The sequence below is a fragment of the Lentzea guizhouensis genome (assembly GCF_001701025.1).
In the GTDB taxonomy this organism is placed as follows: domain Bacteria; phylum Actinomycetota; class Actinomycetes; order Mycobacteriales; family Pseudonocardiaceae; genus Lentzea; species Lentzea guizhouensis.
The window spans coordinates 3,673,692-3,699,725 of the sequence record NZ_CP016793.1; the positions used below are offsets into that span (position 1 = coordinate 3,673,692).

Genomic DNA, 26,034 nt, shown 5'->3' on the forward strand with positions numbered 1-26,034 from the left:
CGGCACGCTTCCCGTGGTGTGGCGGCGCGACCGGGTGTGGATTCCGGCCGACGCCGTGGCGCACCTGGCGGATTCGCCGATGGGCGGTGTTCGCCGATGAACGAGCACTACGAGCGGGTCGCCGCAGAACTTGACGAGTTCGCGGAGCTGGCTGACGAGGAGTTGGCGCACACGGTCCGCAACACGGGCCTGTGCGGGTGGTTGTCGACCAGTGGTGAGTATCCCGAGTGGACCGGAGAGTTTCGGGCGGATCGTGAGCTGGCCGCGCGAGTGTGTGCGGCGTGCCCGGTGCAGCGTGAGTGTCTGGAATGGGAGTTCCGCACCCGTGGTCACGCGACGTCGGGGGTATGGGGTCCCCTGCCCGAGGATGCGCGTCGTGCGATCTACAAGTGCTGGGAGGAACGCCGCGACGGCGGCACTGTGGCGGGTGAGCGGCCATGACTGGGATCGAGTTGTCCCCTCCGCTCATGCTGGCCGGGCTGGTTGCCGTGCTGCTGCTGTGGGTGGCATGGCGTCTGTCAGTCCGGCGGGCACGCAAGGCCGCTGAGGCCACCCGTCGTGGCGGGCGGCTGCTGTCCCTGACTGGTCGGGTCCTTGTCGGCGCAGCGCTCATCTCCGGCGTGCAGTGGTTGGCACTCGCGCATCCGAACGCGTCGGGGTGGGCGAAGCTGGCCGCTCTGATGGTGCCCGCGCTGTTCGCGTCGTGGGTCTTGGTGCGGGCGCTGACGGTGGTCTCCAACGAAGATCAACTTCGGGGTCGGCGCCGGCGATGACCCACCAAGATGATCATGAAAACCCGAGCGCCGAACTTGTCCGTCAAGTCCTAGATGGAGAGTTCGTCAGCGACGAAGAAACTATTGCAGCACAACGTAAACCCTGTCCGTTGATCAAGCCTGCGGTGAGGTCGATTGCGGATCTTGACGGGGTGGTTCGGGCGCGGTCGGTAATCGCCTATCGAGCACGTAACGCGCCGCGTGATCTCGCCCGCCTGGCGTGGTTCCTCACGAGGGGGACCGGGCGCTGGATCGCCCGTGGTTGGCGGTGGGCGTCGTACGCGGACCTTCGTGCCGACGCACGGGCGGCACGGATGGCCGGGGACGTGCAGGCGCGGCGCACGGCGCAGGAGTTGATCAGGTCCGACGCGCGGGCACGGTGGGCCAAGTTGGGGATCTTCCTCCGCAGGGCGCTTGTCGGCGCAGCGGGCGTGACGGCGCTGCTGGTTCTCCTGGCGCTCGTAGAGGCGGTTCTGGACCGCTCGGGTATGCCGGGGTGGCTTCAGGCCGTCTACGCCGTCAGGGACGCTCTGACGGCCGCTGTGTCGGCGGTGTGGCCGTGGGTGCCCCCGGTCACCGTGGCGTGGCTCGTCGGCGCGGCCGTGTGGGAGGGCCGTGACCGCACACCGGGTGCGGGATGGCTGACACGGCCCGACCGCGACGATTCCGGTTCCTGGGTGGACGAAAGGATGATCACCAGGGCCCTTGCGCACCTCGGAATCGCCTCGCTGAACTCGTTCCTCAAAGGTGGCGGTGAACTCGTCTACACCGTTGCGGCGCGAAAGGACGGCGACGGAACTCAGGCGCAAATCCGCTTGCCGCTCGGGGTGACAGCCGAGATGGTGTCCGATCGACGAAAAGTGTTGGCAGCGAACCTAGGGCGTGCGTCATTGGAGACGTGGCCTACCACGGGCGAGGAAGACGGAGTTCTTGATCTGTGGGTGGCTGACAAGGGCACGCTTTCCGGTGGTGCAGGTGAATGGCCGTTGTTGCATGACGGGGCCGTCGACGTGTTCGAGGGTGTCCCGTTCGGCCTGACGCAACGCGGTTTGGTAATCAACGCGCCGCTGATCGGAAGTAACTGGTTAGTCGGCGGCCGACCGGGTCAGGGAAAGACGAACCTTCTCCGAGTGCTCATGGTCGGCGCAGCCCTGGATCCGACCGCCGAACTCTGGGCGTTCGTGATGGGTGAAAGCCCGGATTTCGAACCGCTGGCACCGCGCCTGAGTCGCTACCGAATGGGAATGGATGACTCGGTTGCGGCTGACGCCGTTCAGGATCTCGAAGATCTACTCAACGAAATGGAGCGACGCGGACGCGTTCTCGGGGAGCAGTCGGGCCGACCGCCGAAGGTTTCCCGCAGGCTCGCTGACAATCCCCGGTTGGGCCTGCACCCCATCATCTTGTCGGTCGACGAGTGTCACGAACTCTTCCAGCATCCGAAGCATGGAAAGCGCGCGGCGGAACTCGCGGTCAAGCTGATCAAGCGCGGTCGCAAGTACGCAATCATTCTCCTGTTGGCCACCCAGTCGCCGACAAAGGACAGTATCCCCAAGGAGATCACGCGGAACGTGTCGTGCGGCGCGGCGTTCGCTGTAGCGGACCACATCGCCAATGACGGGCTGCTGGGATCGGGAAAGTATCGCGCGGGTGTGCGCGCAACCGAACTGAGGATGCACACCGATCGGGGAACCTGTGTTGCCGTCGGCGTCACCCATAATGCGTTCGAACTTGTCCGCACGTTCTATCTTCCATTTGAAGACGGCGTTGATGAAGTCACCCCCATCATTGCTCGTGCGCTGGCAAATCTGGAGATATTGCCGGTCGCGGCCGGCTGGACCTTGAAAGAAATTGAGAATTCCGCGGCTGTCGATCAACTGACTGATATCCAAGGTGTGCTTGAAGGGGAATCCCGTGTTCGCACTCAAACTGTTCTCGCTCGACTCGTCGCGCTCAATTCCAGGGAGTATGAACCGTGGACGGCGCGCGACCTTCGCGCCGCACTTCTCGGGTTCGGAATTCGGCCGCGAAAGTCTGACGGTTCGATGGTGGTCCGCAGTGAGGACGTGGCGGATGCAATCGCTCGCAGGAACCGTGAGGGTGTTGACTCTCAGGCCACAGTGGACGGCGGGGAGGCGTCAGGGAGTCAGGGAGCTTTCCCTGTCGCCTCCCTGGGGCTGACTCCCTCTGCTGATCAGCGGGAACGTCCTACGGGGAGGATAGACAGCGGGTCTGAGCCTGGCGCGTCAACTAGCCGGAATCGGGCCGTTCACTGGGACGACGGTGGCTCCCTCCCTGAGGGTGAGGAGGTGTCGCCGGACAGTGAATGAGCCGTTCGGTCCGGGCGACGCTAGAACGTCGCTAGGTAAAGCTCAGACCCGTGCGGTAGACGACGCCTACACCCTGACGAGAGCGGCGCGCATTATCCGTCTTGCGCTTGCCAGGCGGAGGATTGCTAGGGAGCGAATCGAGCAAGGTTCGGAGGACAGTCGGTAGTTCTCGAAAAAGCAACGGCCCTCTCCGTTCGGAGAGGGCCGTTGGTGTTTGGTTCTTATGCGTAGCGCCACTTGATGTCTAGGCGGTCACCGTCGAAGCTACGGGTTCCCGGACGTGCTCTGTAGAGAACGACCTTGTCAATGAACAGCCGAAGGAACTCCCGCTTCTCGTCGAGCGTCATCTCAGGCCACGCTTCGCGGGCTCCCTCAATGTCGATATTCACAACCGGAGGTGGAAGCTCCGTTAGCTCATTGCGCAGCGTTTGTTCGTGTTCGCCTAGAGCGCTACGTGCAGCCTGCCATTCCCCGAACGTCAGTTCGCCGGGCTTAGCCCAGAGGGTAGCCAACTCGCCGCGTTGCTTCTCGATCGCGTCCAGTGCGTCAATGATTTCCATCCTGCGCGGCCCGTGCTCATCGGCTCCGATCGCGTTCAGGAATTCAGGCTTGTCCAACTCTGCGAACAAGCGCTCGGCTACGTACTCCTCGCTTTCTTTGAGCATGATGCCGGTGCAAGCGCGCCCGCCTTTGGTGGTGTGGCAAAGCAGGTAGGGAATCTTTCCGCGCTTGCCGACGCGATGGATGGTTCCGGAAAGTGGGTTTCCGCAGACACCGCATACGGCCAGTCCTCCCGTGAGGAGGTATTTCCTGCCGGGTGCAGTGCTGCGCTTTGGGTTCAGGATCTTGTGCTCGGTGCCGTCAGCCTTGCGAACGTTGCGCGGTTCGGAGAGCTTTAGGCGGCAGGCTTGCCATGTGTCATCGGTCAGGATTGGCTCCCAGTTTCCTCGCCCGATCACGCGTCCTTGGCGAACGAGATAACCGGCAATGGCAGGCCTGGTTACCATGCTGCGTACCGTGTTCACGGTAACCGCGCCTCCTTTCGCGCCGCGAAACCCTTGCTCTTTCAGCTGCGCTGCGATGTTGCCCAGCGACCAACCGGACAACACCAACTCTGCGGCGCGTCGTACCGCGTTCGCCTCTTCCGGATGCTGTACGTAAGTTTTCACGCCATCGTCACGCGTGGCGTGCCTAAAGCCGAAGCTAGGCCCGCCTGGTGGCTCTCCGCGTGCCGCTTTCGCGTCGAATTTGTCCTGAATTCGCCTCTTGATGATGCGTACTTCCTCGGCGTTCAGTACGGCCTTGATTCCCGCCACTGCCGTGCGCACGTGGACGATGCCGTCACGTTTAGTGTGCAGCTCCGAAATGCCTGCCCCATCCATCAACGCGGCGAACTCGAACCACTGCACCTCGCGCCGCTCAATACGCGACTGCTCAATGGCCCACACGTGAGCCACCTCGCAGCGTTCGAGTGCCTGACGTAGTGCGTTGTAGTCGGGACGAACCACGTCGTCCTTCGCTGCTGACAGGTCGTTGTCGGAGAACACCCTCACGGGCACACCAGGCCACGTCTGCGCCGCGTACTCGCGACCGTAGGTCTCCTGAGTCTTGACCCCCTCCTTCCGGCCTGCGCGGTCGATCGAGATGCGGCAATACAGTGCTACGTACCTGGTCATGGGACCGATCGTGCGCCGGTTACGTCTAGCCTGCAAACCGCAACCGGTGACAACACCGACAACCACGAGCACGTCGAGCTCGACTGGTTCCTCACCGTCCTCAACGGCGGCAGCATCACGCCGAACACCGGCGACGCGCGGTACGAAGGCGTGCAGAACGCGGCCATCAGCACGTTCTGGCAGCCGGACCTCAGCGGCACCGACGACTACAAGAGCAAGGGCTTCCCGCGGCTGCCAGGGCTCCTCGACGCCGCCGTCAGCACGTTCACCAGCCCCGGCCTCGACATCCCCTGGTACTCCACGATCGGCAACCACGACGACAGCGTGGTCGGCGCGCTGCCCGACGGGTTGCTCGACAGCTGGTACACCGGGCGCAAGAAGATCGTCGGGTTCGGTGACCCGGTGCAGAACGCGAAGGTGGCCAAGGCGTTCAACGACCCCACGGCCATCCCCGAGGCGATGGCGATCCTCGCGAGTGGCGGCGTCGTCCGCACCGTGACGCCCGATGACCGTCGCAGGCTGTTCACCACCGGCGAGTACGTGCGCAAGCATCTGCAGACGGGCGGACACGGCTACACGGACGCCAACGCGGACGGTGTGGACGTGTTCTACACGTTCCGGATGGCGCCGGGCGTCACCGGCATCAGCATGGACACCACCAACCTCGCCGGGTTCTCCACCGGCTCGATCGGGCTGCACCAGCTCAACTGGATCGAGCGGACCCTCCGGCGCAACAGCTCGCTCTACTACGACTGGCTCGGGCGGCCGACCAGGCAGAACGTCAGCGACGAGCTGTTCGTGCTGTTCAGCCACCACACCAGCGGGTCGATGGGCAACGTCCTGCCCGACCGCCGCCGGCCGCTCGACCCGCGGATGAACGGCGACGCGCTGGTCAACCTGTTGCACCGATTCCCGAACGTGCTGGCGTGGGTCAACGGGCACACGCACCGCAACGTGATCACGCCGCACCGGCACGACACCCCGTCCCGCGGCTTCTGGGAGATCAACACCGCGGCGCACGTCGACTACCCGCAGCACGCCCGCGTGATCGAGGTGGCCGACAACGGCGACGGCACGTTGTCGCTGTTCACGACCCTCCTCGAAGCCGATGCGCCGTACCAGGTCGACTACGACGACAGGTCGGACCCGGCGCTCGCCAGCCTCTGCCGCGAGTTCACCTACAACGACATCCACTCCCGGACGGATCCGCTGGGCACACCGCTCGACCGGAACACCGAACTGCTCGTCTCGGTGCGCTGACGAGTGGGATGTCCCACAGCCCGTCACAAGTGATCAGGAATTTCGGCGGCCTAAGGTCGTTGACGTGGCAGTGGACATCTCTCTAACCCCACCGCAGCCCCGTCCGAGCGCTGCGGCCGTGCGGCGTGCGTTGCGCCGGGCCGCTGACGGTGCCGTGCTCGACGCGACCGAGGCCGCCGTGTTGCTGCACGCGCGCGGCGAGGACCTGGACGTGCTGCTGACCGCGGCGGGCAAGGTGCGGGACGCGCACCTGCTCGCCGAGGGGCGTCCCGGGGTCGTCACGTACAGCCGGTCGGTGTTCATCCCGCTGACCAGGTTGTGCCGGGACAGGTGCCACTACTGCACGTTCGCGACCGTGCCGCACAAGCTGCCCGCCGCGTTCCTGGAGCGCGACGAGGTGCTGGCGATCGCGCGCGCGGGTGCCGAACAGGGCTGCAAGGAGGCGCTCTTCACGCTCGGGGACCGGCCGGAGGACCGGTGGCCCGCCGCGAAGGAGTGGCTGGAGGCGCGCGGCTACGAGTCCACTTTGGACTACGTGCGGGCGAGCGCCATCGCGGTGCTGGAGGAGACCGGTCTGCTGCCGCACCTCAACCCCGGCGTGCTGAGCTGGGAGGAGCTGCAGCGGCTGCGCCCGGTCGCGTCCAGCATGGGCATGATGCTGGAGACCACGGCGGAACGGCTGTTCAGCGAGAAGGGCGGCCCGCACTACGGCAGCCCGGACAAGGACCCGGCGGTCCGGCTGCGCGTGCTCACCGACGCGGGCCGCGTCAACGTGCCGTTCACGACCGGGATCCTCATCGGCATCGGCGAGAACCTGACCGAGCGCGCCGAGTCGCTGCTCGCGATGCGGCAGGTCGCCAAGCAGTACGGGCACATCCAGGAAGTCATCATCCAGAACTTCCGCGCGAAGCCGGACACGGCGATGCGCGGCATGCCCGACGCCGACCTGACCGAGCTCGCGGCGACGATCGCCGTCGCACGCCTCGTCATGCCGTCGACGGTCAGCGTGCAGGCGCCGCCGAACCTGGTCGGCGAGGAGTTCGACCTGATGCTGCGCGCCGGCGTCGACGACTGGGGCGGCGTCTCGCCGATCACGCCGGACCACGTGAACCCCGAGAAGCCGTGGCCGCAGGTCGACAGGCTTGCCGACATCACCCGTGAAGCCGGTTTCTCCTTGCAGGAGCGGCTGAACGTCTACCCGCGCTACGTCCGCGCCGCGGCCGGGCAGTGGATCGACACCCGGCTCACCGCGCACGTTTCCGCGCTGTCGCTGGAGAACGGCCTCGCGAACCCGGACGCCCCCGTCGTCGGCCGCGAGTGGCAGGAGCCCGACGGCGGGCTCGACACGTTCGGCCGCGCCGACCTGAACACCGCGATCGACACCGAAGGCCGCACCGGCGACCGGCGCGGCGACTTCGACGAGGTCTACGGCGACTGGGCCGAGCTCAAGGTTCCCGTTGCGCCGCACCGGCTTCCCGAGGACGTCCAACGCGGACTGAAGATCGCCTCGAACGACCCCGCCGCGTTGCTCGACGACACCGACGCCGCGATGGCGCTGCTGACCGCGGACGGCGACGCGCTGGAGGAGGTGGTCCGCCTCGCCGACGAGCTGCGCCGCGAGGTGGTCGGCGACGACGTCACCTACGTGGTCAACCGGAACATCAACTTCTCGAACGTCTGCTACGTCGGCTGCCGCTTCTGCGCCTTCGCCCAGCGGGAACGCGACGCGGACGCGTTCCGGCTCTCCGCGGAGGAGGTCGCCGACCGCGCGCAGGAGGCGTGGGACGCGGGCGCCACCGAGGTCTGCATGCAGGGCGGCATCGACCCCAAGCTACCGGTGACGTACTACGCCGACGTGGTGCGCGCGATCAAGAAGCGGCTGCCGGGGATGCACGTGCACGCGTTCAGCCCGATGGAGATCGTCTCCGGCGCGGCCAAGGCGGGCGTGAGCGTGCGCGAGTGGCTGACCGACCTGAAGGAAGCCGGCCTCGACACCATCCCCGGCACGGCCGCCGAGATCCTCGACGACGACGTGCGCTGGGTGCTGACCAAGGGCAAGCTGCCGACCGCGACCTGGCTCGACGTCGTCGGCACGGCGCACGAGCTGGGCATCCGCTCGTCGTCGACGATGATGTACGGCCACGTGGACCACCCCGGCCACTGGCTCAGCCACTTCCGGGTGCTGGCGCAGCTGCAGGACCGGACCGGCGGGCTCACCGAGTTCGTGGCGCTGCCGTTCGTGCACCGCAACGCCCCGATCTACCTGGCCGGCGTCGCCCGTCCCGGCCCGACCCGGCGCGACAACCGGGCCGTGCACGCGTTCGCGCGGCTGGCGTTGCACGGGCGCATCGACAACATCCAGTGCTCCTGGGTCAAGCTCGGCGACCAGGGCACCGCGGAGATCCTCAACGGCGGCGCGAACGACCTCGGCGGCACGCTGATGGAGGAGACGATCTCCCGCATGGCCGGGTCCGAACACGGGTCCGCGCGCACTGTGAGTGAGCTCGTTGCCATGGCTTCACTAGCAGGGCGTAACGCCCGTCAGCGAACTACGACATATGGGCGAGTGCGATCCGATCAAGAGTGACCGATAGTCTGACTTGGCGCATGGACGCTACCGGTCCTCGGTAGCTTGGCGGCCAATCAGTCAGCAAGGTTCACCCGTTCCGGGGTGGGCTGTGCTCTTGGGGAGGCTCGGCAAGTGCAAGGCGTGAGTTTTGTACTGAGTGCTGCTGTTGAGAGCAGTGTCTCGGGCGCTGGACCGGTCGGTTTGATCGCGGTCACGGCAGGAGTCGGCGGTCTGGTCTACGGCTTCGTGAAGCAGCGCCGCAAGCCGGCGACGGTCTGCGCGCAGAACCAGCGCGTCGACCTGGCCCAGCAGGACACCCCGCTGAGCTGATTTCGCTGGTCTGAGAAGATTTCGCCGTGTCCACGGAGAACGCACCCGCACAGCCCGTTCGTCGGCCGCGTGTCCTGTCCGGCATCCAGCCGACGGCAGGCTCGTTCCACCTCGGCAACTACCTGGGTGCGGTGCGGCAGTGGGTGGCCCTGCAGGAGGACCACGACGCGTTCTACTGCGTCGTCGACCTGCACGCCATCACCGTGGAGCAGAACCCGAAGGAACTGCGCCAGAACACCCGCGTCTCGGCCGCCCAGCTGCTGGCACTGGGCATCGACCCGGACCGCGCGACGCTGTTCGTCCAGTCGCACGTCCCGGAGCACGCCCAGCTCGGCTGGGTGATGCAGTGCCTCACCGGCTTCGGCGAGGCGTCGCGGATGACGCAGTTCAAGGACAAGTCGGCACGTCAGGAAGCCGCCGTCGGCGTCGGCCTCTTCACGTACCCGATCCTGCAGGCCGCGGACATCCTGCTGTACCAGGCGCACTACGTGCCGGTCGGCGAGGACCAGCGCCAGCACCTGGAGCTCACCCGCGACCTCGCGACGCGCTTCAACTCCCGGTACGGCAAGACGTTCCGCCTGCCCGAGGCCTACATCGTCAAGGACACGGCCAAGATCTACGACCTGCAGGAACCGACCGCCAAGATGAGCAAGTCGGTCCCCGGCGGCGTCGTCGAGCTGCTCGAAGACCCCAAGCGCTCCGCCAAGAAGATCCGCTCCGCCGTCACCGACACGGGCCGCGAGATCATCTTCGACGTCGAGAACAAGCCGGGCGTCTCGAACCTGCTCACCATCTTCTCGGCCCTGACCGGCCGCTCGGTCGAGTCGCTGGTCCAGGACTACGACGGCAAGGGCTACGGCGACCTGAAGAAGGACCTCGGCGAGGTCTTCACCGAGTGGGTCACGCCCGTGCAGGACCGCGTCCGCATGTACCTCGACGACGTGGCCTCGCTGGACAAGATCCTGGCCGCCGGAGCCGAACGCGCCCGCGACGTCGCCTCCGGCACGTTGCGCCGCACGTACGAGAAGATCGGCTTTGTTCTGCCTGAGTAGTGCACGTGCACTAGCGTTTTAGCTCGTGGACAAGTGGCGCCGGAAGTACAAGTGGCTGGACCATCTCGTGCTGGCCTACGAGCGCTACACGGAGAGGTACGGCGCCCACTACGCGGCCGCGGTGACGTACTTCAGCGTGCTGTCGCTGGTGCCGATGTTGATGATCGGCTTCGCGGTCGCCGGCTTCGTGCTGCAGTCCCAGCCCGACCTGCTGGCGTCACTGCGCGCCAGCATCGCCGAGGCGGTGCCGGACAGGCAGCTGAGCGAGCAGATCAACGAGGCCGTGAACACCGCCCTGGACTCCAAGGGCACGGTCGGCATCATCGGCCTGCTGGGCGCGGCCTACTCGGGCCTGGGGTGGATGAGCAACCTGCGTGACGCGTTGACGGCGCAGTGGGGCCACGCCAAGGAGAACCTGCCGTTCCTGGGGACGTTGTGGCGCGACCTGCTGTCCCTCGTTGGGCTGGGACTGGCGATCGTGCTGTCGTTCGGCATCACGGCGGCGGGTTCGGGGTTCGCCGAGCAGTTGCTGGAGTGGATGGGGTTCGAGAACGCCGGCTGGGCGCACGTGCTGCTGCGGATCGGGTCGATCCTCCTGTCGCTGCTGGCGAACTGGATGGTGTTCCTGTGGGTGCTGGCTCGGTTGCCCCGGAAGCCGGTGGGGTGGCGGAGTGCTTTGCGCGGGGCTTTTGCGGCGGCTGTCGGGTTTGAGATCTTGAAGCAGGCTGCGACGTTGTTCCTGTCTTTTGTGACTTCTTCGCCGACGTCGGCTGCTTTCGGGTCGGTGGTCGGTGTGCTGGTCTTTGCGAACTTGGTTGCTCAGTTCATGTTGTTCATCACGGCTTGGACGGCGACGGCTCGGGAGAATCGGGAGCCGGAGGTGGTGCAGGCGCCGCCGCCTGCCGTGATCCAGCCGGTTGTTTCGGTGAGGTCGGGGCCGTCGCCATCGTTGATGGTGGGGGTTGGGGCTGTGGTGGGAGCGATGTTGGGGGTGCGGTGGAGGAGGCGGTAGCTGGGGGCGGCGGTAGCGGGCGCGATCTCACGGCAGCGCCTAGACGGCGCGATTCGTGATAGCGCCTGGACGGCGCGTTCAGACCGTGGTCGATCACCTTGGCACCGGGGTTGAGCGGGCACTGGCCGAGATTTTGGAGTTCATCGCCGCTCCGCGACGATTGCGATTGGGGCTTGACTTCGAGCCTCTGGCGGGGCGATGCATCGGCCTTAAAAAGCCGGGCATAAAGAGCCCGGCCGTTCCGAACCAAGCGTATCGCCCCGCACTCAAAGTCAAGCCCCAATCGCGATGCCGGTGGGTGTTACCGCTGCCCGTCGCTGAAGGTCGAAAAGCCTCGCCTTCGGCTCGATGGGCTCGCCTGGGGTGCATGGGCTTTTCGGCTCGCTTCGCTCGATCACCTCGCAGCGCCTGACCTCGCCCATGCCAGCCCGGGATGGCCGAGCCCGGCTGCATGCCCGGCTGGCCAGGTCCGGCCCAACCTTGGTCAGCTCACCCCGCTCAGCGCAGCCCGCCAAGCCAGGCTCGGTCCAGCCAAGGCCAGCCCAGGCCCAACCCAGCCAGGCCCAAGCCCGGCCCAGCCAAGCCCGGCCCGGCCCGGCCCAGCCAAGCCCGGCCCAGCCACCTCGCCCGGCCTCGCCAGACCCAGCACTCCTCACCCCACCCGCGCCGCGCTCCCACCTCGCCTCCCACGGCCCACCGCTCACCCGCCCGCGCCGCCCTACCTCACCTCCACCATCCGGATCGGCGGACGAGGTCGAGCCGCCGCTGCCCGGTGTGCCTGCTTCAACTCCCGCGCCACCTGCTCCGGCTGGTCCCGCAGCCGGGTTGGCAGGGTTTGGACGACGAGGATCCCCGCTGCGGCGTACCTGCTGTTGCGGGCGAGGGTTCTCTCGTAGTCGCGGGGGCCGTAGTGGAAGGCGCGCGAGTCGATTTCCCAGGCGAGGGCGACGTCGTCGAACCAGGCGTCCGGGCGGCCGATGACGAGGCCGGTGGAGTCGGCGATCGTGACGTTCCAGTGCGGGGTGGTCAGGCGGATGCGGTGGGAGAGGCGGCGGGCGTCGCGTTCGGCTACCGATTCGGCTCGGCCGAGGTCTTTGAGGACTGTGCGGGCGAGTTTCGTGCCGAAGCGGTTGGTGCGGGCCTCCTCGCGGAGGGAGGTGGGGGTGCAGAGGCCGCGTTGGATTGAGGCGGCTATCAGGGCGGTGGCCTCGTCGGGGGAGCGCATCTGGCGGCAGGCGTCCACCACGGCGCGGGCTGCTGGCACCACCGGGAAGCCGTCGATGGTGTGCACGGGTGGCATGGGGCGGCAGCGTTCGATGATCAGGGGGCCGGTGCCGCGCACGGAAGCTGGGGAGAGCAGGTGGAGTTCGCGGCCGTGGGCCGGGAGGCCGTGGCGGCGGCAGGCTTCGGCGCCCGTCACGGCGGAGGAGGGGCCGGCGCGCAGGAGGGCGGCGGTGAGGTGCTGGTCTGGGGTGGGCGGGCCGTTGTGCAGCAGTACCACGCCGGGGTACATGCGTTGCCACGGCCCGCCCGCGGTGCATTTGCGCCATGGGTTGGCGATGCCCAGTGACTTCAGGGTGGTGGCGCTGATGACGCCGAGATCGCTGCGTTCGCGCAGGTGTTCGATTCGCACGTCACCAGTGTGACGAGCACCACCGACAATTCTTGACGGTCAGCGGCGGGCGGGGCGGTGGGTGCGGTCCAGCAGGAGCAGGAGTGCGCCCGTGGCGGCCAGGAGGACGCCGAGTGCGGTCAGCCAGCCGGTGGACGCACCGGTGTTGGCCAGGTCGTTGTGCTGGCGCGGTGGGGCGGCGACGGGCTTGGTGGTGACGACCGTTGGCTTGGTGGTGGTCACCGGTGGGGTGGTCGTGCTCGACGAGCCGGTCGTGGTGACCGGTGGCGTGGTGGTCGAGCTCGACGTGGACGACGTGCTCGACGAGCCCGTCGTGGTCGTGGTCGAAGAAGTGGTCGTCGTCGTGGAGGACGACGACGTGCTGGTCGATGTGGTCGTTGTGGGCTTGGTGTAGGTGGACGTGGTCGTCGACGGCGTGGTCGTCCAGGTGGTCTTCGTCGTGTGGTCGCCTCTTTCCGAAGCGGCGACCCCTCCTGGACGTTCCTTCGGGCACCACGCGGCGGCGCAAACCCGGTCCTCGCCGGAGGCGGAGGCTGCCGGGCTCGCGCCGTGCAGTCCGATGAGCGTCAACACCGCGCCCGCGGTGAGCACACCGATGTAGGCGATACGTGACATGCCCGCGATGGTCGCGCCCGGTGCGGCAGGCCGCGCGTGAACTGGGCGGACGTCACCCGGCAGTGATCACGACATCCCTCGATCAGGTCCAGAAGACCGCGATGCCGACGTTCAGCACGACCAGCGAGGCGGCCGTCGGCAGGAGCCAGGACGGGGCCTTCGGCTTGTTCACGTTGATCGCGACGACCACGGCGATGGCGACGACGACCAGCAGCTTGACGCCGATCTTGATGTGGTCGTACTTCACCGCGTCGACGAGCGGGTCGATGCCGACCAGCGCCAGGCCGGTGAGCAGCTGCAGCGCCGCACCGTGCAGCCAGCCCTTGTTCACGGGGGCGTCCTTGCCGGCCTTCGCCTGCAACATGATCATCGCGACGAGCATGCCCATGCCCAGCAGGTGCAGGAAGACCAGCACCAGGCGTACGAACTCCACAGCGTTTCCTTATCGACGTCGGGTGGCCAGGAAACCCCGCACGCCCAGCACGCCGATGACGGTGCCGAACACGAGCGAGGCGATCACGAGCACCAGGTGCACCGTGAAGAACGGGGTCGGTCCGTCGCTGAACGAACGGGGGTCGTTCCAGATGTTCTTCAGGAACGTGGGCCAGATCACCCACGACCACACACCGAAAGCCACCAGGAAGAGTGACATCGGGCGCGAGAGCTTCACGGCGACCAGTATCGGACGTGGTGCGTGCAAGACGTCGAACGGGGGTGGATAGCCTGGGGGCGTGCCCTTCACCCATCGGCTCATCGTCGCCCTGGTCCTAGCACTGGCCACAGCCGCGTTCGCCGCACCGGCCGGCACGGCACAGCAGAACCTGGCGGCCCAGTGCGCCAACCGCGAGACCCCGCCCCCACCGGTGGACACCTCGGAGCAGCCGGCGCCCGGTCAGAAGGTGCCGCCGCCCCTCGAGGTCCCCGAGAAGCCGATCGGTGGTGACAGGCTGGGCGAGTGCGGCCTGGTCCTGCCGCCGAACTCGGCGCAGCCCCCGAGCGGCAACACCGCGGCCACCTGGCTGCTGGCGGACATGGACAGCGGCGCCGTCATCGCCGCGTACGACCCGCACGGCCGGCAGCGCCCCGCGAGCGTCATGAAGGTCCTGCTCGCGCTCGTCGTGGCCAAGGAGCTGCGCGGCGACATGGTGGTGACCGCCTCCGCCGAGGACACGCAGCAGGAGTGCACCTGCGTCGGCCTGCGCGACGGCGGCCAGTACACGGTCCGCCAGCTGCTGCACGGCCTGTTGCTCACCTCCGGCAACGACGTCGCGCACACCCTCGCCCGCCAGCTCGGCGGCGTGCCGAACGCGGTGCGCAAGATGAACGCCATGGCCCGCGAGCTCGGCGCCCTCGACACCCGCGCGGCGACCCCGTCCGGCCTCGACGCCCCCGGCACCAGCACGTCGGCCTACGACGTCGCCCTGATCTTCCGCGGCGCGATGAAGTACGACGAGTTCGCCAGCGCCATCAAGCTGAAGCAGTCGCAGTTCCCCGGCCGCAACGGCGGCACGATCATGCTGACCAACGACAACCGCCTCCTCACGAACTACGAGGGCGCGCTCGGTGGCAAGACCGGCTTCACCGACGACTCCCAGCACACCTACGTGGGCGCCGCCGAACGCAACGGCCGCCGCCTCGTCGTCGTGCTGCTGCGCGGCCAGCAGACCCCGACCCCGATCACCACCCAGGCGGCGAAGCTCCTCGACTACGGCTTCGCGATGGGCCCCGGCGGCGTCGGCAAGCTCGTCGACGGCGCCCCGCAGCCCAAGCCGAAGGTCACCTCGACCCAGGAGTCCGGCGCAGCCGACGCGGCCGCCCCCGGCGACACCGCCAACGGCCGCCCCGCGCCCACGATGTTCGGCACCGTCGGCCTCCCCATCACCGCCATCGCCGTGGTGGGCCTGCTGGCCGCTGTGTTCCTCTACATCCGCAACAAACGGGCCAAGGCGGCTCGGGCACGCCGCCAGGCCGCTCAGGCGGCACAGGGCTTCTGAGAGCGTTTCCGAACGGGTACAGCGAGGCCCCCGGCGCACACCGCGCCGGGGGCCTCGTCCGTCACCTGGCGCACAAGCAGAAGCGCCGCGCCCCCGAACGGGAACGCGGCGCCTCGGCCGAACGAGAACTCAGGTGCGCTTGAACAGCAGCGCCCGCTTCACTTCCTGGATCGCCTTGGTCACCTGGATCCCACGCGGGCAGGCGTCCGTGCAGTTGAACGTCGTCCGGCAGCGCCACACGCCGTCGATGTCGTTGAGGATGTCGAGCCGCTCCTCAGCGCCCTCGTCGCGCGAGTCGAAGATGAACCGGTGCGCGTTCACGATCGCGGCCGGGCCGAAGTACGAGCCCTCCGTCCAGTACACCGGGCACGAGGTCGTGCAGCAGGCGCACAGGATGCACTTGGTGGTGTCGTCGAAGCGCTCGCGGTCGGCGACCGACTGGATGCGTTCGCGCGTCGGCTCGTTGCCGTAGGTCACCAGGTACGGCTTGACGGCGCGGAAGGCCTCGAAGAACGGCTCCATGTCGACGAGCAGGTCCTTGTTCACCGGCAGGCCCTTGATGGGCTCGATGGTGATGGTGGTCTGCTTGTCCTTGAGCAGCAGGTCCTTCAGCAGGACCTTGCAGGCCAGGCGGTTCACGCCGTTGATGCGCATGGCGTCCGAACCGCAGATGCCGTGCGCGCAGGAGCGGCGGAACGTCAGCGTGCCGTCCACGTACCACTTGATGTGGTGCAGCAGGTTCAGCACGCGGTCCGACGGGAGGGCCGGGATGTCGAACGAGTCCCAGCGCGGCTCGTCGTCGAACTCCGGGTTGAAGCGCCGGATCTTGACGGTGACCGTGACAGCGCCGTCCGGAACCGGCGGCTGGGAGCCGCGCGAGCCAGCAGTGGTTTCAGCGGTGGCGGTCATCAGTACTTGCGCTCCATCGGCTTGTACCGGGTAAAGGTCACGGGCTTGTAGTCGAGCCGGATGTCGGCGGACAGACCCTCGCCCTGCTTGTAGAACATGCTGTGGCGCATGAAGTTCGTGTCGTCGCGGTTCGGGTAGTCCTCGCGGGCGTGACCGCCGCGGGACTCCTTGCGCGCCAGCGCGCCGTGCACGAGCACCTCGGCCAGCTCCAGCAGGAAGCCGAGCTCGACGGCCTCCAGCAGGTCGGTGTTGAAGCGCTTGCCCTTGTCCTGCACCTGGATGTGCGCGTAGCGCTCCTTCAGGGCCTGGACGTCGTGCAGGGCCGTCTTCAGCGTGTCCTCGGTGCGGTAGACGGACGCGTTGGCGTCCATCGTGGCCTGCAGCTCGGTGCGGATGTCCGCCACGCGCTCCTGGCCGTGCTCCGACAACGCCAGCGCGACCTGGGCCTCGACGGCCGCGGCCGGGTTCTCCGGCAGGTCGACGTGCGACTCGCGGGAGAGCGCGTACTCCGCGGCGGCGATGCCCGCGCGGCGGCCGAAGACGTTGATGTCCAGCAACGAGTTGGTGCCCAGGCGGTTCGCGCCGTGCACCGAGACGCACGCGCACTCACCGGCGGCGTACAGGCCGGGAACGACGTTGTCGTTGTCCCGCAGCACCTCGCCGTGGATGTTCGTCGGGATGCCGCCCATCGCGTAGTGCGCGGTCGGGTAGACCGGGACGGGCTCGACGACCGGGTCGACCGCGAGGTAGGTGCGGGCGAACTCGGTGATGTCCGGCAGCTTCGTCTCCAGCACCTCGGCACCGAGGTGCGTGCAGTCGAGCAGCACGTAGTCCTTGTTCGGGCCGGCGCCACGGCCCTCCAGCACCTCGAGGGCCATCGAGCGGGCCACGATATCGCGCGGCGCCAGGTCCTTGATGGTCGGGGCGTAGCGCTCCATGAACCGCTCGCCCGAGGCGTTGCGCAGGATCGCGCCCTCACCGCGGGCACCCTCGGTCAGCAGGATGCCGAGACCGGCCAGACCGGTCGGGTGGAACTGGTAGAACTCCATGTCCTCCAGGGGCAGGCCCTTGCGGAAGACGATGCCCATGCCGTCACCGGTCAGCGTGTGGGCGTTCGACGTGGTCTTGAAGACCTTGCCGAAACCACCGGTCGCGAACACGACGGACTTGGCCTGGAACACGTGGATCTCGCCGGTCGCGAGCTCGTAGGCGACGGCGCCGGTGCAGACCGGGCCGTTCTCCGTCTCGGTCAGGCAGATGTCGAGCACGTAGAACTCGTTGAAGAACTCGATGCCGTGCTTGACGCAGTTCTGGTACAGCGTCTGCAGGATCATGTGACCGGTGCGGTCCGCGGCGTAGCAGGCGCGGCGCACGGCGGCTTCACCGTGGTTGCGCGTGTGCCCGCCGAACCGGCGCTGGTCGATCTTGCCCTCGGGCGTGCGGTTGAACGGCAGGCCCATCTTCTCGAGGTCGAGAACGGCGTCGATCGCCTCCTTCGCCATGATCTCGGCGGCGTCCTGGTCGACCAGGTAGTCGCCGCCCTTGATCGTGTCGAAGGTGTGCCACTCCCAGTTGTCCTCCTCGACGTTGGCCAGCGCGGCGCACATGCCGCCCTGGGCCGCGCCGGTGTGGGACCGGGTGGGGTAGAGCTTCGTCAGCACCGCGGTGCGGGCGCGCTGGCCGGACTCGATCGCCGCGCGCATACCGGCACCACCAGCGCCGATGATGACTACGTCGTACTTGTGGAACTGCATTGTGGTGGGCTCCCCGCGCGGGTCAGTTCGAGATGTTCGGGTCGAAGGTGAAGATCACGAACGTGCCGAGCGAGACGATGAGGACCATCGACACGTAGAGCAGCATCTTCAACCAGAACCGGGTGGAGTCCTTGCGCGCGTAGTCGTTGATGACGGTGCGCAGGCCGTTGCCGCCGTGCAGCTGCGCGAGCCAGAGCATCGAGAGGTCCCAGAACTGCCAGAACGGGGACGACCAGCGGCCGGCGACGAAGGCGAAGTTGATCTTGTGGACGCCACCGTCCAGGATGTTCATGATGAACAGGTGGCCCAGGACCAGGACCACGAGCAGCAGGCCCGAGAGGCGCATGAACAGCCAGCTGTAGAGCTCGCCGTTGCCGCGGCGGGCAGCGGGGCGGCGGGGCGAACGGGGCTTGTCGAGTGCGAGTGACATGGTCAGTGACCCCCCACCAGGTTGGAGATCGTGCGCTCCATCATGAAGTAGAAGCCGGGGATCATCACGACGACCCAGACGGCCAGCACGGTCCACAGCATGACCCGCTGGTACTTGGCGCCCTTCTCCCAGAAGTCGACCAGCATGACCCGGATGCCGTTCAGCGCGTGGTAGAGCACCGCGCCGACGAGGCCGACCTCGAAGAGGTTCACGACCGGGTTCTTGTAGGTCTCGATCACCGCGTCGTAGGCGTTGGGGGACACCCGCACGAGAGCGGTGTCGAGCACGTGGGTGAACAGGAAGAAGAACGTGAGGACACCGGTGATCCGGTGGGCGACCCAGGACCACATGCCCAGATCACCGCGGTAGAGCGTCCCACCCCCTCGGGTGGTGCCCGACCGCTCGGGTGCGCCTGCGCTGGTCATGCGCCGCGGCCTCCAACGTCAGTGGTGGTGGTCGGCGAAACGGTTCATTCCGACCATGACCGGAAAAGCGTAGTCCTGCACGTTGGGACGGACCCAGCAGGCGCACCCGCTCTGTGATCGATGAGACACGCTGTCGATCGGCCAAGCGGTCTGGATCGATCCGGAAATGCGGTCCACGCCACAGCTACCGGCCGGTACGGCAGTCGAACGCTCGTGGACGGTTCGGGTCGCTCGGTGTGCGCTGCTGGGCCGTTCGGGCGACTGTCAACGCTGAACCACCGCGAAACGTGACGAATCGCAACGCGCCGAACACGAGTGATCACCACTGGTGCGGCCAAAGCGTCGAATGCGTAACCGATAGGGGTCTTTGTAGGTGCTGGCGGCAACGGGGTTGGTTACTAAGAGGTACGGTGCCGCGTCTAGGACCCAACAATGTCGTTGGGGAGGAACCTCAGGGAGGAGACGAGCCGTGCGTCGTCGTATGCGTGGTGTCGCGGTCGCCGCGATCGCGTTGACCAGCGTGATGACTATGGCCGCCTGCGCGAAGGACTCGGGTGGCGGGAACAACAACTCGAGCGCCGGTACCGGCGCGGCTTGCGAGTTCGCCCAGCCCCCGACCGCGCCTGCTACCTCGAGCACCAGTGCCGCGGCCGGCGCCAAGGTGGACGCGAGCGCGCTGAAGATCGGCCTGGCCTACGACATCGGTGGCCGTGGCGACGCGTCGTTCAACGACTCCGCCGCCGCCGGTCTGGACAAGGCCATCGCGGACATGGGCGTGAAGAAGGAGAACACGCGCGAGCTGTCCGCCGCTCCGAACGAGGACGAGTCCGCCAAGCAGACCCGGCTGCGCCAGCTGGCCTCCGAGGGCTTCAGCCCGATCATCGGTGTCGGCTTCGCCTACGCCGAGTCGATGAAGCTCGTCGCCGCCGAGTTCCCGAACGTCAAGTTCGGCCTGGTCGACGGTTCCGTCGAGGGCGCGGCCAACGTCACGCCGCTGCTGTTCGCCGAGCAGGAGGGCTCCTTCCTCGCCGGTGTCATCGCCGCGTACCAGAGCAAGAAGTGCCACGTGGGCTTCGTCGGCGGCGTCGAGATCCCGCTGATCCAGAAGTTCGAGGCCGGCTACTTCCAGGGTGCGCAGGCCGCCGCGCCGAAGATCAAGGTCGAGAAGTCGTACATCACCCCGGCCGGTGACTTCACCGGTTTCCAGGACGCCCCGAAGGGCCTGGAGTCCGCCAAGGGCCAGATCGAGAAGGGTGCCGACGTCATCTACCAGGCCGCCGGCGCCTCCGGCAAGGGCATCTTCTCGGCCGCCAAGCAGGGCAACGCGCTGGCCATCGGCGTCGACTCCGACCAGTACAACCAGGCGACCGTCGCCGACACCAAGGACGTCATCGTGTCGTCCATGCTCAAGCGCGTCGACGTCGCGGTCTACGACTTCATCGCCGCCGTCGCGAAGAACGACATCGCGTCGCTGCCGAAGGTCTTCGACCTGAAGGTCAACGGTGTCGGTTACGCCACGTCGGGTGGCAAGATCGACGCGAAGCTGCAGGGCATCCTCGAGGGCTACAAGGCCCAGATCATCGAGGGCAAGATCACGGTCAAGGACAAGCCGTAGTCCGGAAGCCACAAAACACCGCCGGGCCCTGTGAGGTTTTAGCCCTCACAGGGCCCGGTGCGTGGTAGGAGGAGCACTCGACGATGAGCAGTTCCACGTCCGTCGGCACGGACGAACACCCCGCGGTGGTGCTCACGGGCATCACCAAGCGATTCCCCGGTGTGGTCGCCAACAGCAACGTCCACCTGACCGTCCGCCGCGGCGAGGTGCACGCGCTCTGCGGTGAGAACGGCGCGGGCAAGTCGACCCTGATGAAGATCCTCTACGGCATGCAGGCGCCGGACGAGGGCACCATCGAGGTGAACGGCGAGCAGGTGCGGTTCCGCACGCCGTCGGACGCCATCAAGGCCGGGATCGGCATGGTGCACCAGCACTTCATGCTCGCCGACAACCTCACCGTCCAGGAGAACGTCGTCCTGGGCGCCGAGGCCATGCACGGCATCGGCAAGAAGGCCCGCGCGCGCATCATCGAGCTCTCCGGCAAGACCGGTCTCAACGTCGACCCCGGCGTGCTCGTCGAGCAGCTCGGTGTCGCCGACCGGCAGCGCGTCGAGATCCTCAAGGTGCTCTACCGCGGCGCCAAGGTGATCATCCTCGACGAGCCCACCGCCGTGCTCGTGCCGCAGGAGGTCAACGAGCTCTTCGAGACCGTCCGCGGCATGCAGGAGCAGGGCTACACGTTCCTGTTCATCTCGCACAAGCTCGACGAGGTCCGCGCGATCGCCGACTCCGTGACGGTGATCCGCCGCGGCACGACCGTGGGCAGCGCCGACCCGAAGACCGTCAGCTCCCGGCAGCTCGCCGAGATGATGGTCGGCAGCGAGCTGCCCAGCCCGGAGACCCGCGAGTCCACCGTCACCGACAGGGTCGTGCTGGACGTCAAGGGCCTCAGGCTGATGACCCCGGACGGCTCACGGCCGATCCTCGACGACGTCGACCTGGTGGTCCGCTCCGGCGAGGTCGTCGGCATCGCCGGCGTCGAGGGCAACGGCCAGACCGAGCTCGTCGAAGCGGTCATGGGCATGCGCAAGGCCGGCAGCGGCACGATCACGTTGCAGGACAAGGACATCACCAAGCTCGGGACGCTGGCCCGGCGTGAGGCGGGCATCGGCTACGTGCCGGAGGACCGCCACCGCCACGGCCTGCTGCTCACACAACCCCTCTGGTACAACCGGATCCTCGGCCACCAGACCCGCAAGCCGACCGCCAAGGGCGTCTGGCTCGACACCGACGGCGCGAAGAAGGACACCGAGCGGATCGTCGCGGACTTCGACGTCCGCACACCCGGCATCGACGTGCCCGCGGCCGCGTTGTCCGGCGGCAACCAGCAGAAGCTCGTCGTCGGCCGCGAACTCTCCGGCGACCCCGTCCTGCTGATCGCGTCACACCCCACCCGCGGTGTCGACGTCGGCGCGCAGGCGTTGATCTGGGACGAGATCAAACGCGCCCGCGCCGCCGGTCTCGCCGTCCTGCTGATCTCCGCCGACCTGGACGAGCTGATCGGCCTCTCGGACACGATCAAGGTCATGCTGCGCGGCCGGCTGGTGGCCGACGCCGACCCGAACACCGTCACGCCCGAGGACCTCGGCAGCGCGATGACGGGTGCGGGCAGCACGAGCGCCGCGGTGCACGAGACCGTCGCGGTTGAGGAAGGCGAGCACTGATGGGACACCTGCGCGGCAAACTCCTGCCGCCCGCGTTGGCGATCGTCTTCTCGATGCTGTTGTGCGGCGCGGCGCTCGTCATCTCCGGCGCGAACCCGCTCAGCGCGTTCGGTGCGATGGTGACGCAGGTCGGCAAGGGCACGACGTTCGTCGACATCATCAACTCGACGGGCATCTACTACATCGCGGCGCTCGCGGTGGCGATCGGGTTCCAGATGAACCTGTTCAACATCGGTGTCGAGGGCCAGTACCGGGTCGCGGCCGTGGTCGCCGCGGTCGTCGGCGGCTCGATCGCGCTGCCACCCGGCATCCACACGCTGGTGATCATCATCGTCGCCGCGCTCGCCGGTGCCGCCTGGGCCGCGATCCCCGCGATCCTCAAGGTGACCCGCGGCGTCAACGAGGTCATCTCGACGATCATGATGAACGGCCTGGCGATCGGCCTGTCCGCCTACCTGATCCGCCGGGACGTCTTCGGTGAGCTGCGGGGCAACAACATCCGCACCGCCGAGATCCCGGAGAGCGGCTGGATGCCCGGCATCTCGTTCGGTGGCGGCGGCACGATGTTCGGCTTCATCTTCGTGGCCGTCGCCCTGGGCGTCGGCTACTGGGTGATGATGAACAGGACCCGGTTCGGCTTCGAGCTGCGCGCGTCCGGCGAGTCCTCGACCGCCGCGTCGGCCGGTGGCGTCAACGCCAAGAAGATGGTGCTGGTCTCGATGCTGCTCTCGGGCGCCATCGCGGGCCTGATCTCGCTGCCGGAACTGCTCGGCCGCGACCACACCTTCAGCCTGAACTTCACCGCGGGCATCGGCTTCTCGGGCATCGCGATCGCGCTGCTCGGCCGCAACCACCCCGGTGGCATCGCGTTCGGCGCACTGCTCTGGGCGTTCCTCGACAAGTCCGGCCTCGCGCTCGACAACGTCGGTGTGCCCAGGGAGATCGTCACCATCATGCAGGGCTCGATCGTCCTGTCGGTCGTCGTCGCGTACGAGGTGGTGCGCCGCTTCGAGCTCGCCTCCGAGCAGCGTCGCGTCGGCCGTGAGCTCGGAACTGTCGGAGGTGCCGCGTGATCAGCACGATGGAGGAGAAGCCGCACGTCCCCGCGGCGCCTCGCAAGCGCAAGATCCCCGGCTGGGCCGTCGGCATGCTCGGTGTCGCGGGCGCGATCGCGTTGCTGTCGATCACGTCGATGCAGACCGGGTTCCCGCAGCTCACCTCGTCCGGCACCACCCAGACGGCGGTGCGGCTCGCGTTGCCGATCCTGCTCGCCGGTCTCGGCGGTCTGTGGGCGGAACGCGCCGGCGTGGTCAACATCGGCCTCGAAGGCATGATGATCATGGGCACCTGGGGCGCGGCGTGGGCCGGCTACCAGTGGGGTCCCTGGGCCGCGCTGGTGGCAGCGGTCGTCTTCGGGTCGCTCGGCGGCCTGCTGCACGCGATCGCCACGGTCACGTTCGGCGTCAACCACATCGTCTCCGGTGTGGCGATCAACCTGCTCGGCGCCGGTCTGACGAAGTACCTGTCGACGCTGATCTTCCTGCCGCTGTCGAACAACCCGCGGCAGTCGCCGCCGGTGCAGCCGTTCGACACGTTCTCCGCGGCCGGGCTGGGCGACTGGCTCGGCGAGCTGGAGGCGGGCCAGCGCCTGTTCATCTCCGACGTCGCGGGCATCCTGCGCGGCCTGGTCACCGGTGTCTCGCCGTTGACGATGCTCGCGATCCTGCTGCTGCCGCTGTCGTACTTCCTGCTCTGGCGCACCCGCTTCGGCCTGCGCCTGCGCTCGGTCGGCGAGAACCCGCACGCCGCGGACTCGCTGGGCGTGAAGGTGTACTTCCACAAGTACGTCGCCGTGATCGTCTCCGGTGGTCTCGCCGGCCTGGGTGGCGCCGCGCTGGTGCTCAACCCCGGTCAGCTGTCCTACCTGGAGGGCCAGACCGGCGGGCGCGGCTACATCGGCCTCGCCGCGATGATCTTCGGCAACTGGCGGCCGGGCGGTCTGCTGGGTGGTGCGGCGCTGTTCGGTTACGCCGACGGCCTGCAGCTGCGTTCGGGTGGCGAGACGGTGCTGGCGCTGGTCTACGGCGTGGTGCTGCTGCTCGGCGTGATCGTGGTGTGGCAGCTGATCCGCCGCAAGTGGTTCTCCGCCGCCGCGGCGATCGTCGTGGCCGTGCTGATGTACCTGCTGTACATCAGCCTCGACGAGATCCCCAGCGAGTTCGTGTCGTACGCGCCGCACATGGTGACGCTGGCCGTGCTCGCCGTTGCGTCACAGCGGTTGCGCATGCCGGCCGCCGACGGTCTGGTGTACCGCCGTGGCTGAGGTCGACTGGGACCTGCTCCGGACACGGGCGGTGGAAGCGGCGGCGTCCGCCTACTGCCCGTACTCGGGGCTGCAGGTCGGATCCGCGGCGTTGTGCGATGACGGCCGCATCGTCGTCGGGTGCAACGTCGAGAACGCTTCTTATGGCGTCGGGTTGTGCGCTGAGTGCGCGATGGCCGGGCAGTTGCAGCTGACAGGCGGTGGCCGGTTCGTCGCGGTCGCCTGCCGTTCCGGTGCCGGTGAGCTGCTGATGCCGTGCGGGCGGTGCCGTCAGGTGCTGTACGAGCTGGGCGGTCCGTCGTGCCTGGTCGACACGCCTTCCGGGGTGCTGCCGATGTCGTCGGTGCTGCCGGACGCGTTCGGGCCGGAGGACCTGCCGTGAGCTTCTCGGCGGTGGACGTCATCCGGGCCAAGCGCGACGGTGCTGAGCTGTCTCCTGCCCAGATCGACTGGGTGATCGACGCCTACACGCGCGGTGCGGTCGCGGACGAGCAGATGTCCGCGCTGGCGATGGCGATCTTCCTGAACGGGATGACCGCCGCGGAGACCGCGCGGTGGACGCAGGCGATGATCGAGTCGGGTGAGCGGTTGTCGTTGCAGGTCTCCCGGCCGACGGTGGACAAGCACTCGACGGGCGGGGTCGGCGACAAGATCACGCTTCCGCTGGCGCCCCTGGTCGCAGCGTGCGGTGCCGCGGTGCCGCAGCTGTCCGGCCGCGGTCTCGGGCACACCGGCGGGACGCTGGACAAGCTGGAGTCGATCCCGGGGTGGCGGGCCGCACTGTCCACTTCGGAGATCCTTTCTCAGCTCTCCTCGGTCGGTGCGGTGGTGTGCGCGGCGACTTCCGGGCTGGCTCCGGCTGATCGCAAGCTGTACGCGCTGCGGGATGTCACCGGGACCGTCGAGGCGATTCCGCTGATCGCTTCTTCGATCATGTCGAAGAAGATCGCGGAGGGCGCCGAGTCACTGGTGCTGGACGTGAAGGTCGGCTCCGGGGCGTTCATGAAGGACCTGGAGTCGGCGCGTGCGCTGGCTTCGGCGCTGGTGTCGATCGGGGTCGAGCACGGGGTGCGGATCTCGGCTCTGCTGACCGACATGTCCGTGCCTCTCGGACGCGCGGTCGGCAACGCGGTCGAGGTGGCCGAGTCCGTCGACGTGCTGCGCGGCGGCGGACCGGCGGACGTGGTCGAGCTGACCGTGGCCCTGGCCCGCGAGATGCTGTCGCTGGCCGGGATTTCGGCTGATCCGGCGGCGGTTTTGGCTTCGGGCGAGGCTTACGAGGTGTGGGCACGGATGATCCGGGCTCAGGGCGGCGATCCGGACGCGGCTCTGCCCGTCGCGTCGCACAAGCACGTCGTGGTGGCGCCTTCGGCCGGTGTCTTGTCCACTTTGGACGCTTACGGCATCGGGGTGGCGGCGTGGCGGCTCGGTGCGGGCCGGGCGCGCAAGGAGGACCCGGTGCAGGCCGGTGCCGGCGTGCTCTGCCTGGCCAAGCCCGGCGACGTCGTCGAGGCCGGGCAACCGTTGCTGGAGCTGCACACCGACACCCCGGACGCGGTGGCCGGAGCCCTGCAGGCGCTGGAAGGCGCCTACAGCGTCACGGACTCGGCGCCGTCGCGTTCGCCGCTGGTGATCGACACGATCCGCGGCCCGGCTTGACCCGGCGGTTC

The 26,034-nt window shown here is 67.8% G+C and carries 26 protein-coding genes; 17 read left to right on the plus strand and 9 right to left on the minus strand.

What is annotated here, in order from left to right:
• The first annotated feature begins 96 nt into the window (after positions 1-96).
• Genes BBK82_RS18440 through BBK82_RS18450 form a run of 3 tightly spaced genes read left to right on the plus strand, consistent with a single transcriptional unit; the run spans position 97 to position 3,103 of the window.
• On the plus strand, positions 97-441 hold the full coding sequence (locus BBK82_RS18440) for a WhiB family transcriptional regulator (RefSeq protein ID WP_065916105.1): 345 nt from the start codon (positions 97-99) through the stop codon (positions 439-441).
• A gap of 26 nt (positions 442-467) precedes the next feature.
• Complete coding sequence (locus BBK82_RS18445; protein WP_237048249.1) at positions 468-773, plus strand: hypothetical protein; 306 nt, start codon at positions 468-470, stop codon at positions 771-773.
• A complete protein-coding gene (locus BBK82_RS18450) occupies positions 770-3,103 on the plus strand; it encodes a P-loop NTPase family protein (RefSeq protein ID WP_154697377.1) in 2,334 nt (777 codons plus the stop codon). The genes BBK82_RS18445 and BBK82_RS18450 overlap by 4 nt, the downstream gene beginning before the upstream one ends.
• 221 nt (positions 3,104-3,324) lie before the next feature.
• On the opposite strand, the gene BBK82_RS18455 is transcribed toward BBK82_RS18450, so the two are convergent.
• Positions 3,325-4,779, minus strand: a complete 1,455-nt coding sequence (locus tag BBK82_RS18455; RefSeq protein WP_065916108.1) for a recombinase family protein — start codon at positions 4,777-4,779, stop codon at positions 3,325-3,327.
• A 30-nt stretch (positions 4,780-4,809) separates the two neighbouring features.
• Between BBK82_RS18455 and BBK82_RS18460 the strand changes: the two genes are divergently transcribed.
• From BBK82_RS18460 to yhjD, 5 genes are all read left to right on the plus strand, one after another.
• Positions 4,810-6,039: a TIGR03767 family metallophosphoesterase gene (locus BBK82_RS18460; protein WP_418287513.1), complete on the plus strand. Its 1,230-nt coding sequence runs from the start codon at positions 4,810-4,812 to the stop codon at positions 6,037-6,039.
• 64 nt (positions 6,040-6,103) lie between these two features.
• Positions 6,104-8,626: a bifunctional FO biosynthesis protein CofGH gene (locus BBK82_RS18465; RefSeq protein ID WP_065916110.1), complete on the plus strand. Its 2,523-nt coding sequence runs from the start codon at positions 6,104-6,106 to the stop codon at positions 8,624-8,626.
• A gap of 183 nt (positions 8,627-8,809) precedes the next feature.
• Positions 8,810-8,938, plus strand: a complete 129-nt coding sequence (locus BBK82_RS55815) for a hypothetical protein (RefSeq protein WP_257785467.1) — start codon at positions 8,810-8,812, stop codon at positions 8,936-8,938.
• 26 nt (positions 8,939-8,964) lie between these two features.
• Positions 8,965-9,990, plus strand: coding sequence for a tryptophan--tRNA ligase (gene trpS / locus BBK82_RS18470; RefSeq protein WP_065916111.1), 1,026 nt, complete (start codon positions 8,965-8,967; stop codon positions 9,988-9,990).
• Between the two features lie 25 nt (positions 9,991-10,015).
• A complete protein-coding gene (gene yhjD / locus BBK82_RS18475; RefSeq protein ID WP_065916112.1) occupies positions 10,016-11,002 on the plus strand; it encodes an inner membrane protein YhjD in 987 nt (328 codons plus the stop codon).
• A gap of 718 nt (positions 11,003-11,720) precedes the next feature.
• On the opposite strand, the gene BBK82_RS18480 is transcribed toward yhjD, so the two are convergent.
• Positions 11,721-12,635 carry a hypothetical protein gene (locus BBK82_RS18480; RefSeq protein WP_237048251.1) on the minus strand — a complete coding sequence of 305 codons (915 nt, stop codon included), beginning with the start codon at positions 12,633-12,635 and terminating at the stop codon, positions 11,721-11,723.
• 39 nt (positions 12,636-12,674) lie between these two features.
• A complete protein-coding gene (locus tag BBK82_RS18485) occupies positions 12,675-12,857 on the minus strand; it encodes an LPXTG cell wall anchor domain-containing protein (protein ID WP_065916113.1) in 183 nt (60 codons plus the stop codon).
• Here BBK82_RS18485 and BBK82_RS18490 point away from each other — a divergent pair.
• Positions 12,847-13,029: a hypothetical protein gene (locus BBK82_RS18490; RefSeq protein WP_065916114.1), complete on the plus strand. Its 183-nt coding sequence runs from the start codon at positions 12,847-12,849 to the stop codon at positions 13,027-13,029. The genes BBK82_RS18485 and BBK82_RS18490 overlap by 11 nt on opposite strands.
• Positions 13,030-13,236 (plus strand): hypothetical protein, encoded by a 207-nt coding sequence (locus BBK82_RS18495; RefSeq protein ID WP_065916115.1) that lies wholly within the window; start codon positions 13,030-13,032, stop codon positions 13,234-13,236.
• 96 nt (positions 13,237-13,332) lie between these two features.
• Here the strand turns inward: BBK82_RS18495 and BBK82_RS18500 are convergent, their stop codons facing one another.
• Both BBK82_RS18500 and BBK82_RS18505 read right to left on the minus strand, forming a co-directional pair.
• Positions 13,333-13,683 (minus strand): hypothetical protein, encoded by a 351-nt coding sequence (locus BBK82_RS18500; protein WP_065916116.1) that lies wholly within the window; start codon positions 13,681-13,683, stop codon positions 13,333-13,335.
• 9 nt (positions 13,684-13,692) lie between these two features.
• Complete coding sequence (locus BBK82_RS18505; RefSeq protein WP_053737542.1) at positions 13,693-13,920, minus strand: SCO4848 family membrane protein; 228 nt, start codon at positions 13,918-13,920, stop codon at positions 13,693-13,695.
• A gap of 61 nt (positions 13,921-13,981) precedes the next feature.
• On the opposite strand from BBK82_RS18505, the gene BBK82_RS18510 reads away from it, so the two are divergent.
• A complete protein-coding gene (locus BBK82_RS18510; RefSeq protein ID WP_065916117.1) occupies positions 13,982-15,244 on the plus strand; it encodes a D-alanyl-D-alanine carboxypeptidase family protein in 1,263 nt (420 codons plus the stop codon).
• A gap of 129 nt (positions 15,245-15,373) precedes the next feature.
• Here the strand turns inward: BBK82_RS18510 and BBK82_RS18515 are convergent, their stop codons facing one another.
• From BBK82_RS18515 to sdhC, 4 genes are read right to left on the minus strand one after another with little or no spacing between them, the layout of a single operon-like run.
• Positions 15,374-16,153 (minus strand): succinate dehydrogenase iron-sulfur subunit, encoded by a 780-nt coding sequence (locus tag BBK82_RS18515; protein ID WP_065916118.1) that lies wholly within the window; start codon positions 16,151-16,153, stop codon positions 15,374-15,376.
• Positions 16,153-17,907: a succinate dehydrogenase flavoprotein subunit gene (sdhA, locus tag BBK82_RS18520; protein ID WP_065916119.1), complete on the minus strand. Its 1,755-nt coding sequence runs from the start codon at positions 17,905-17,907 to the stop codon at positions 16,153-16,155. Before sdhA ends, BBK82_RS18515 begins: the two co-directional genes overlap by 1 nt.
• Before the next feature lie 22 nt (positions 17,908-17,929).
• Positions 17,930-18,337: a succinate dehydrogenase hydrophobic membrane anchor subunit gene (locus tag BBK82_RS18525; protein ID WP_065916120.1), complete on the minus strand. Its 408-nt coding sequence runs from the start codon at positions 18,335-18,337 to the stop codon at positions 17,930-17,932.
• A gap of 2 nt (positions 18,338-18,339) precedes the next feature.
• Positions 18,340-18,762 carry a succinate dehydrogenase, cytochrome b556 subunit gene (gene sdhC, locus BBK82_RS18530; RefSeq protein ID WP_065916121.1) on the minus strand — a complete coding sequence of 141 codons (423 nt, stop codon included), beginning with the start codon at positions 18,760-18,762 and terminating at the stop codon, positions 18,340-18,342.
• Between the two features lie 481 nt (positions 18,763-19,243).
• Here sdhC and BBK82_RS18535 point away from each other — a divergent pair, with 481 nt between their 5' ends.
• The 6 genes from BBK82_RS18535 (at position 19,244) to BBK82_RS18560 (ending at position 26,023) form a co-directional block, all read left to right on the plus strand.
• Complete coding sequence (locus tag BBK82_RS18535; protein ID WP_065916122.1) at positions 19,244-20,377, plus strand: BMP family lipoprotein; 1,134 nt, start codon at positions 19,244-19,246, stop codon at positions 20,375-20,377.
• Between the two features lie 83 nt (positions 20,378-20,460).
• Complete coding sequence (locus tag BBK82_RS18540; protein WP_065916123.1) at positions 20,461-22,041, plus strand: ABC transporter ATP-binding protein; 1,581 nt, start codon at positions 20,461-20,463, stop codon at positions 22,039-22,041.
• Positions 22,041-23,114, plus strand: coding sequence for an ABC transporter permease (locus BBK82_RS18545; protein WP_065916124.1), 1,074 nt, complete (start codon positions 22,041-22,043; stop codon positions 23,112-23,114). The genes BBK82_RS18540 and BBK82_RS18545 overlap by 1 nt, the downstream gene beginning before the upstream one ends.
• Positions 23,115-23,122: 8 nt before the next feature.
• On the plus strand, positions 23,123-24,364 hold the full coding sequence (locus BBK82_RS18550; RefSeq protein ID WP_065921169.1) for an ABC transporter permease: 1,242 nt from the start codon (positions 23,123-23,125) through the stop codon (positions 24,362-24,364).
• Positions 24,357-24,746 carry a cytidine deaminase gene (locus tag BBK82_RS18555; protein ID WP_065916125.1) on the plus strand — a complete coding sequence of 130 codons (390 nt, stop codon included), beginning with the start codon at positions 24,357-24,359 and terminating at the stop codon, positions 24,744-24,746. The genes BBK82_RS18550 and BBK82_RS18555 overlap by 8 nt, the downstream gene beginning before the upstream one ends.
• A complete protein-coding gene (locus BBK82_RS18560; RefSeq protein WP_065916126.1) occupies positions 24,743-26,023 on the plus strand; it encodes a thymidine phosphorylase in 1,281 nt (426 codons plus the stop codon). The genes BBK82_RS18555 and BBK82_RS18560 overlap by 4 nt, the downstream gene beginning before the upstream one ends.
• The last annotated feature ends 11 nt before the right edge of the window (positions 26,024-26,034 follow it).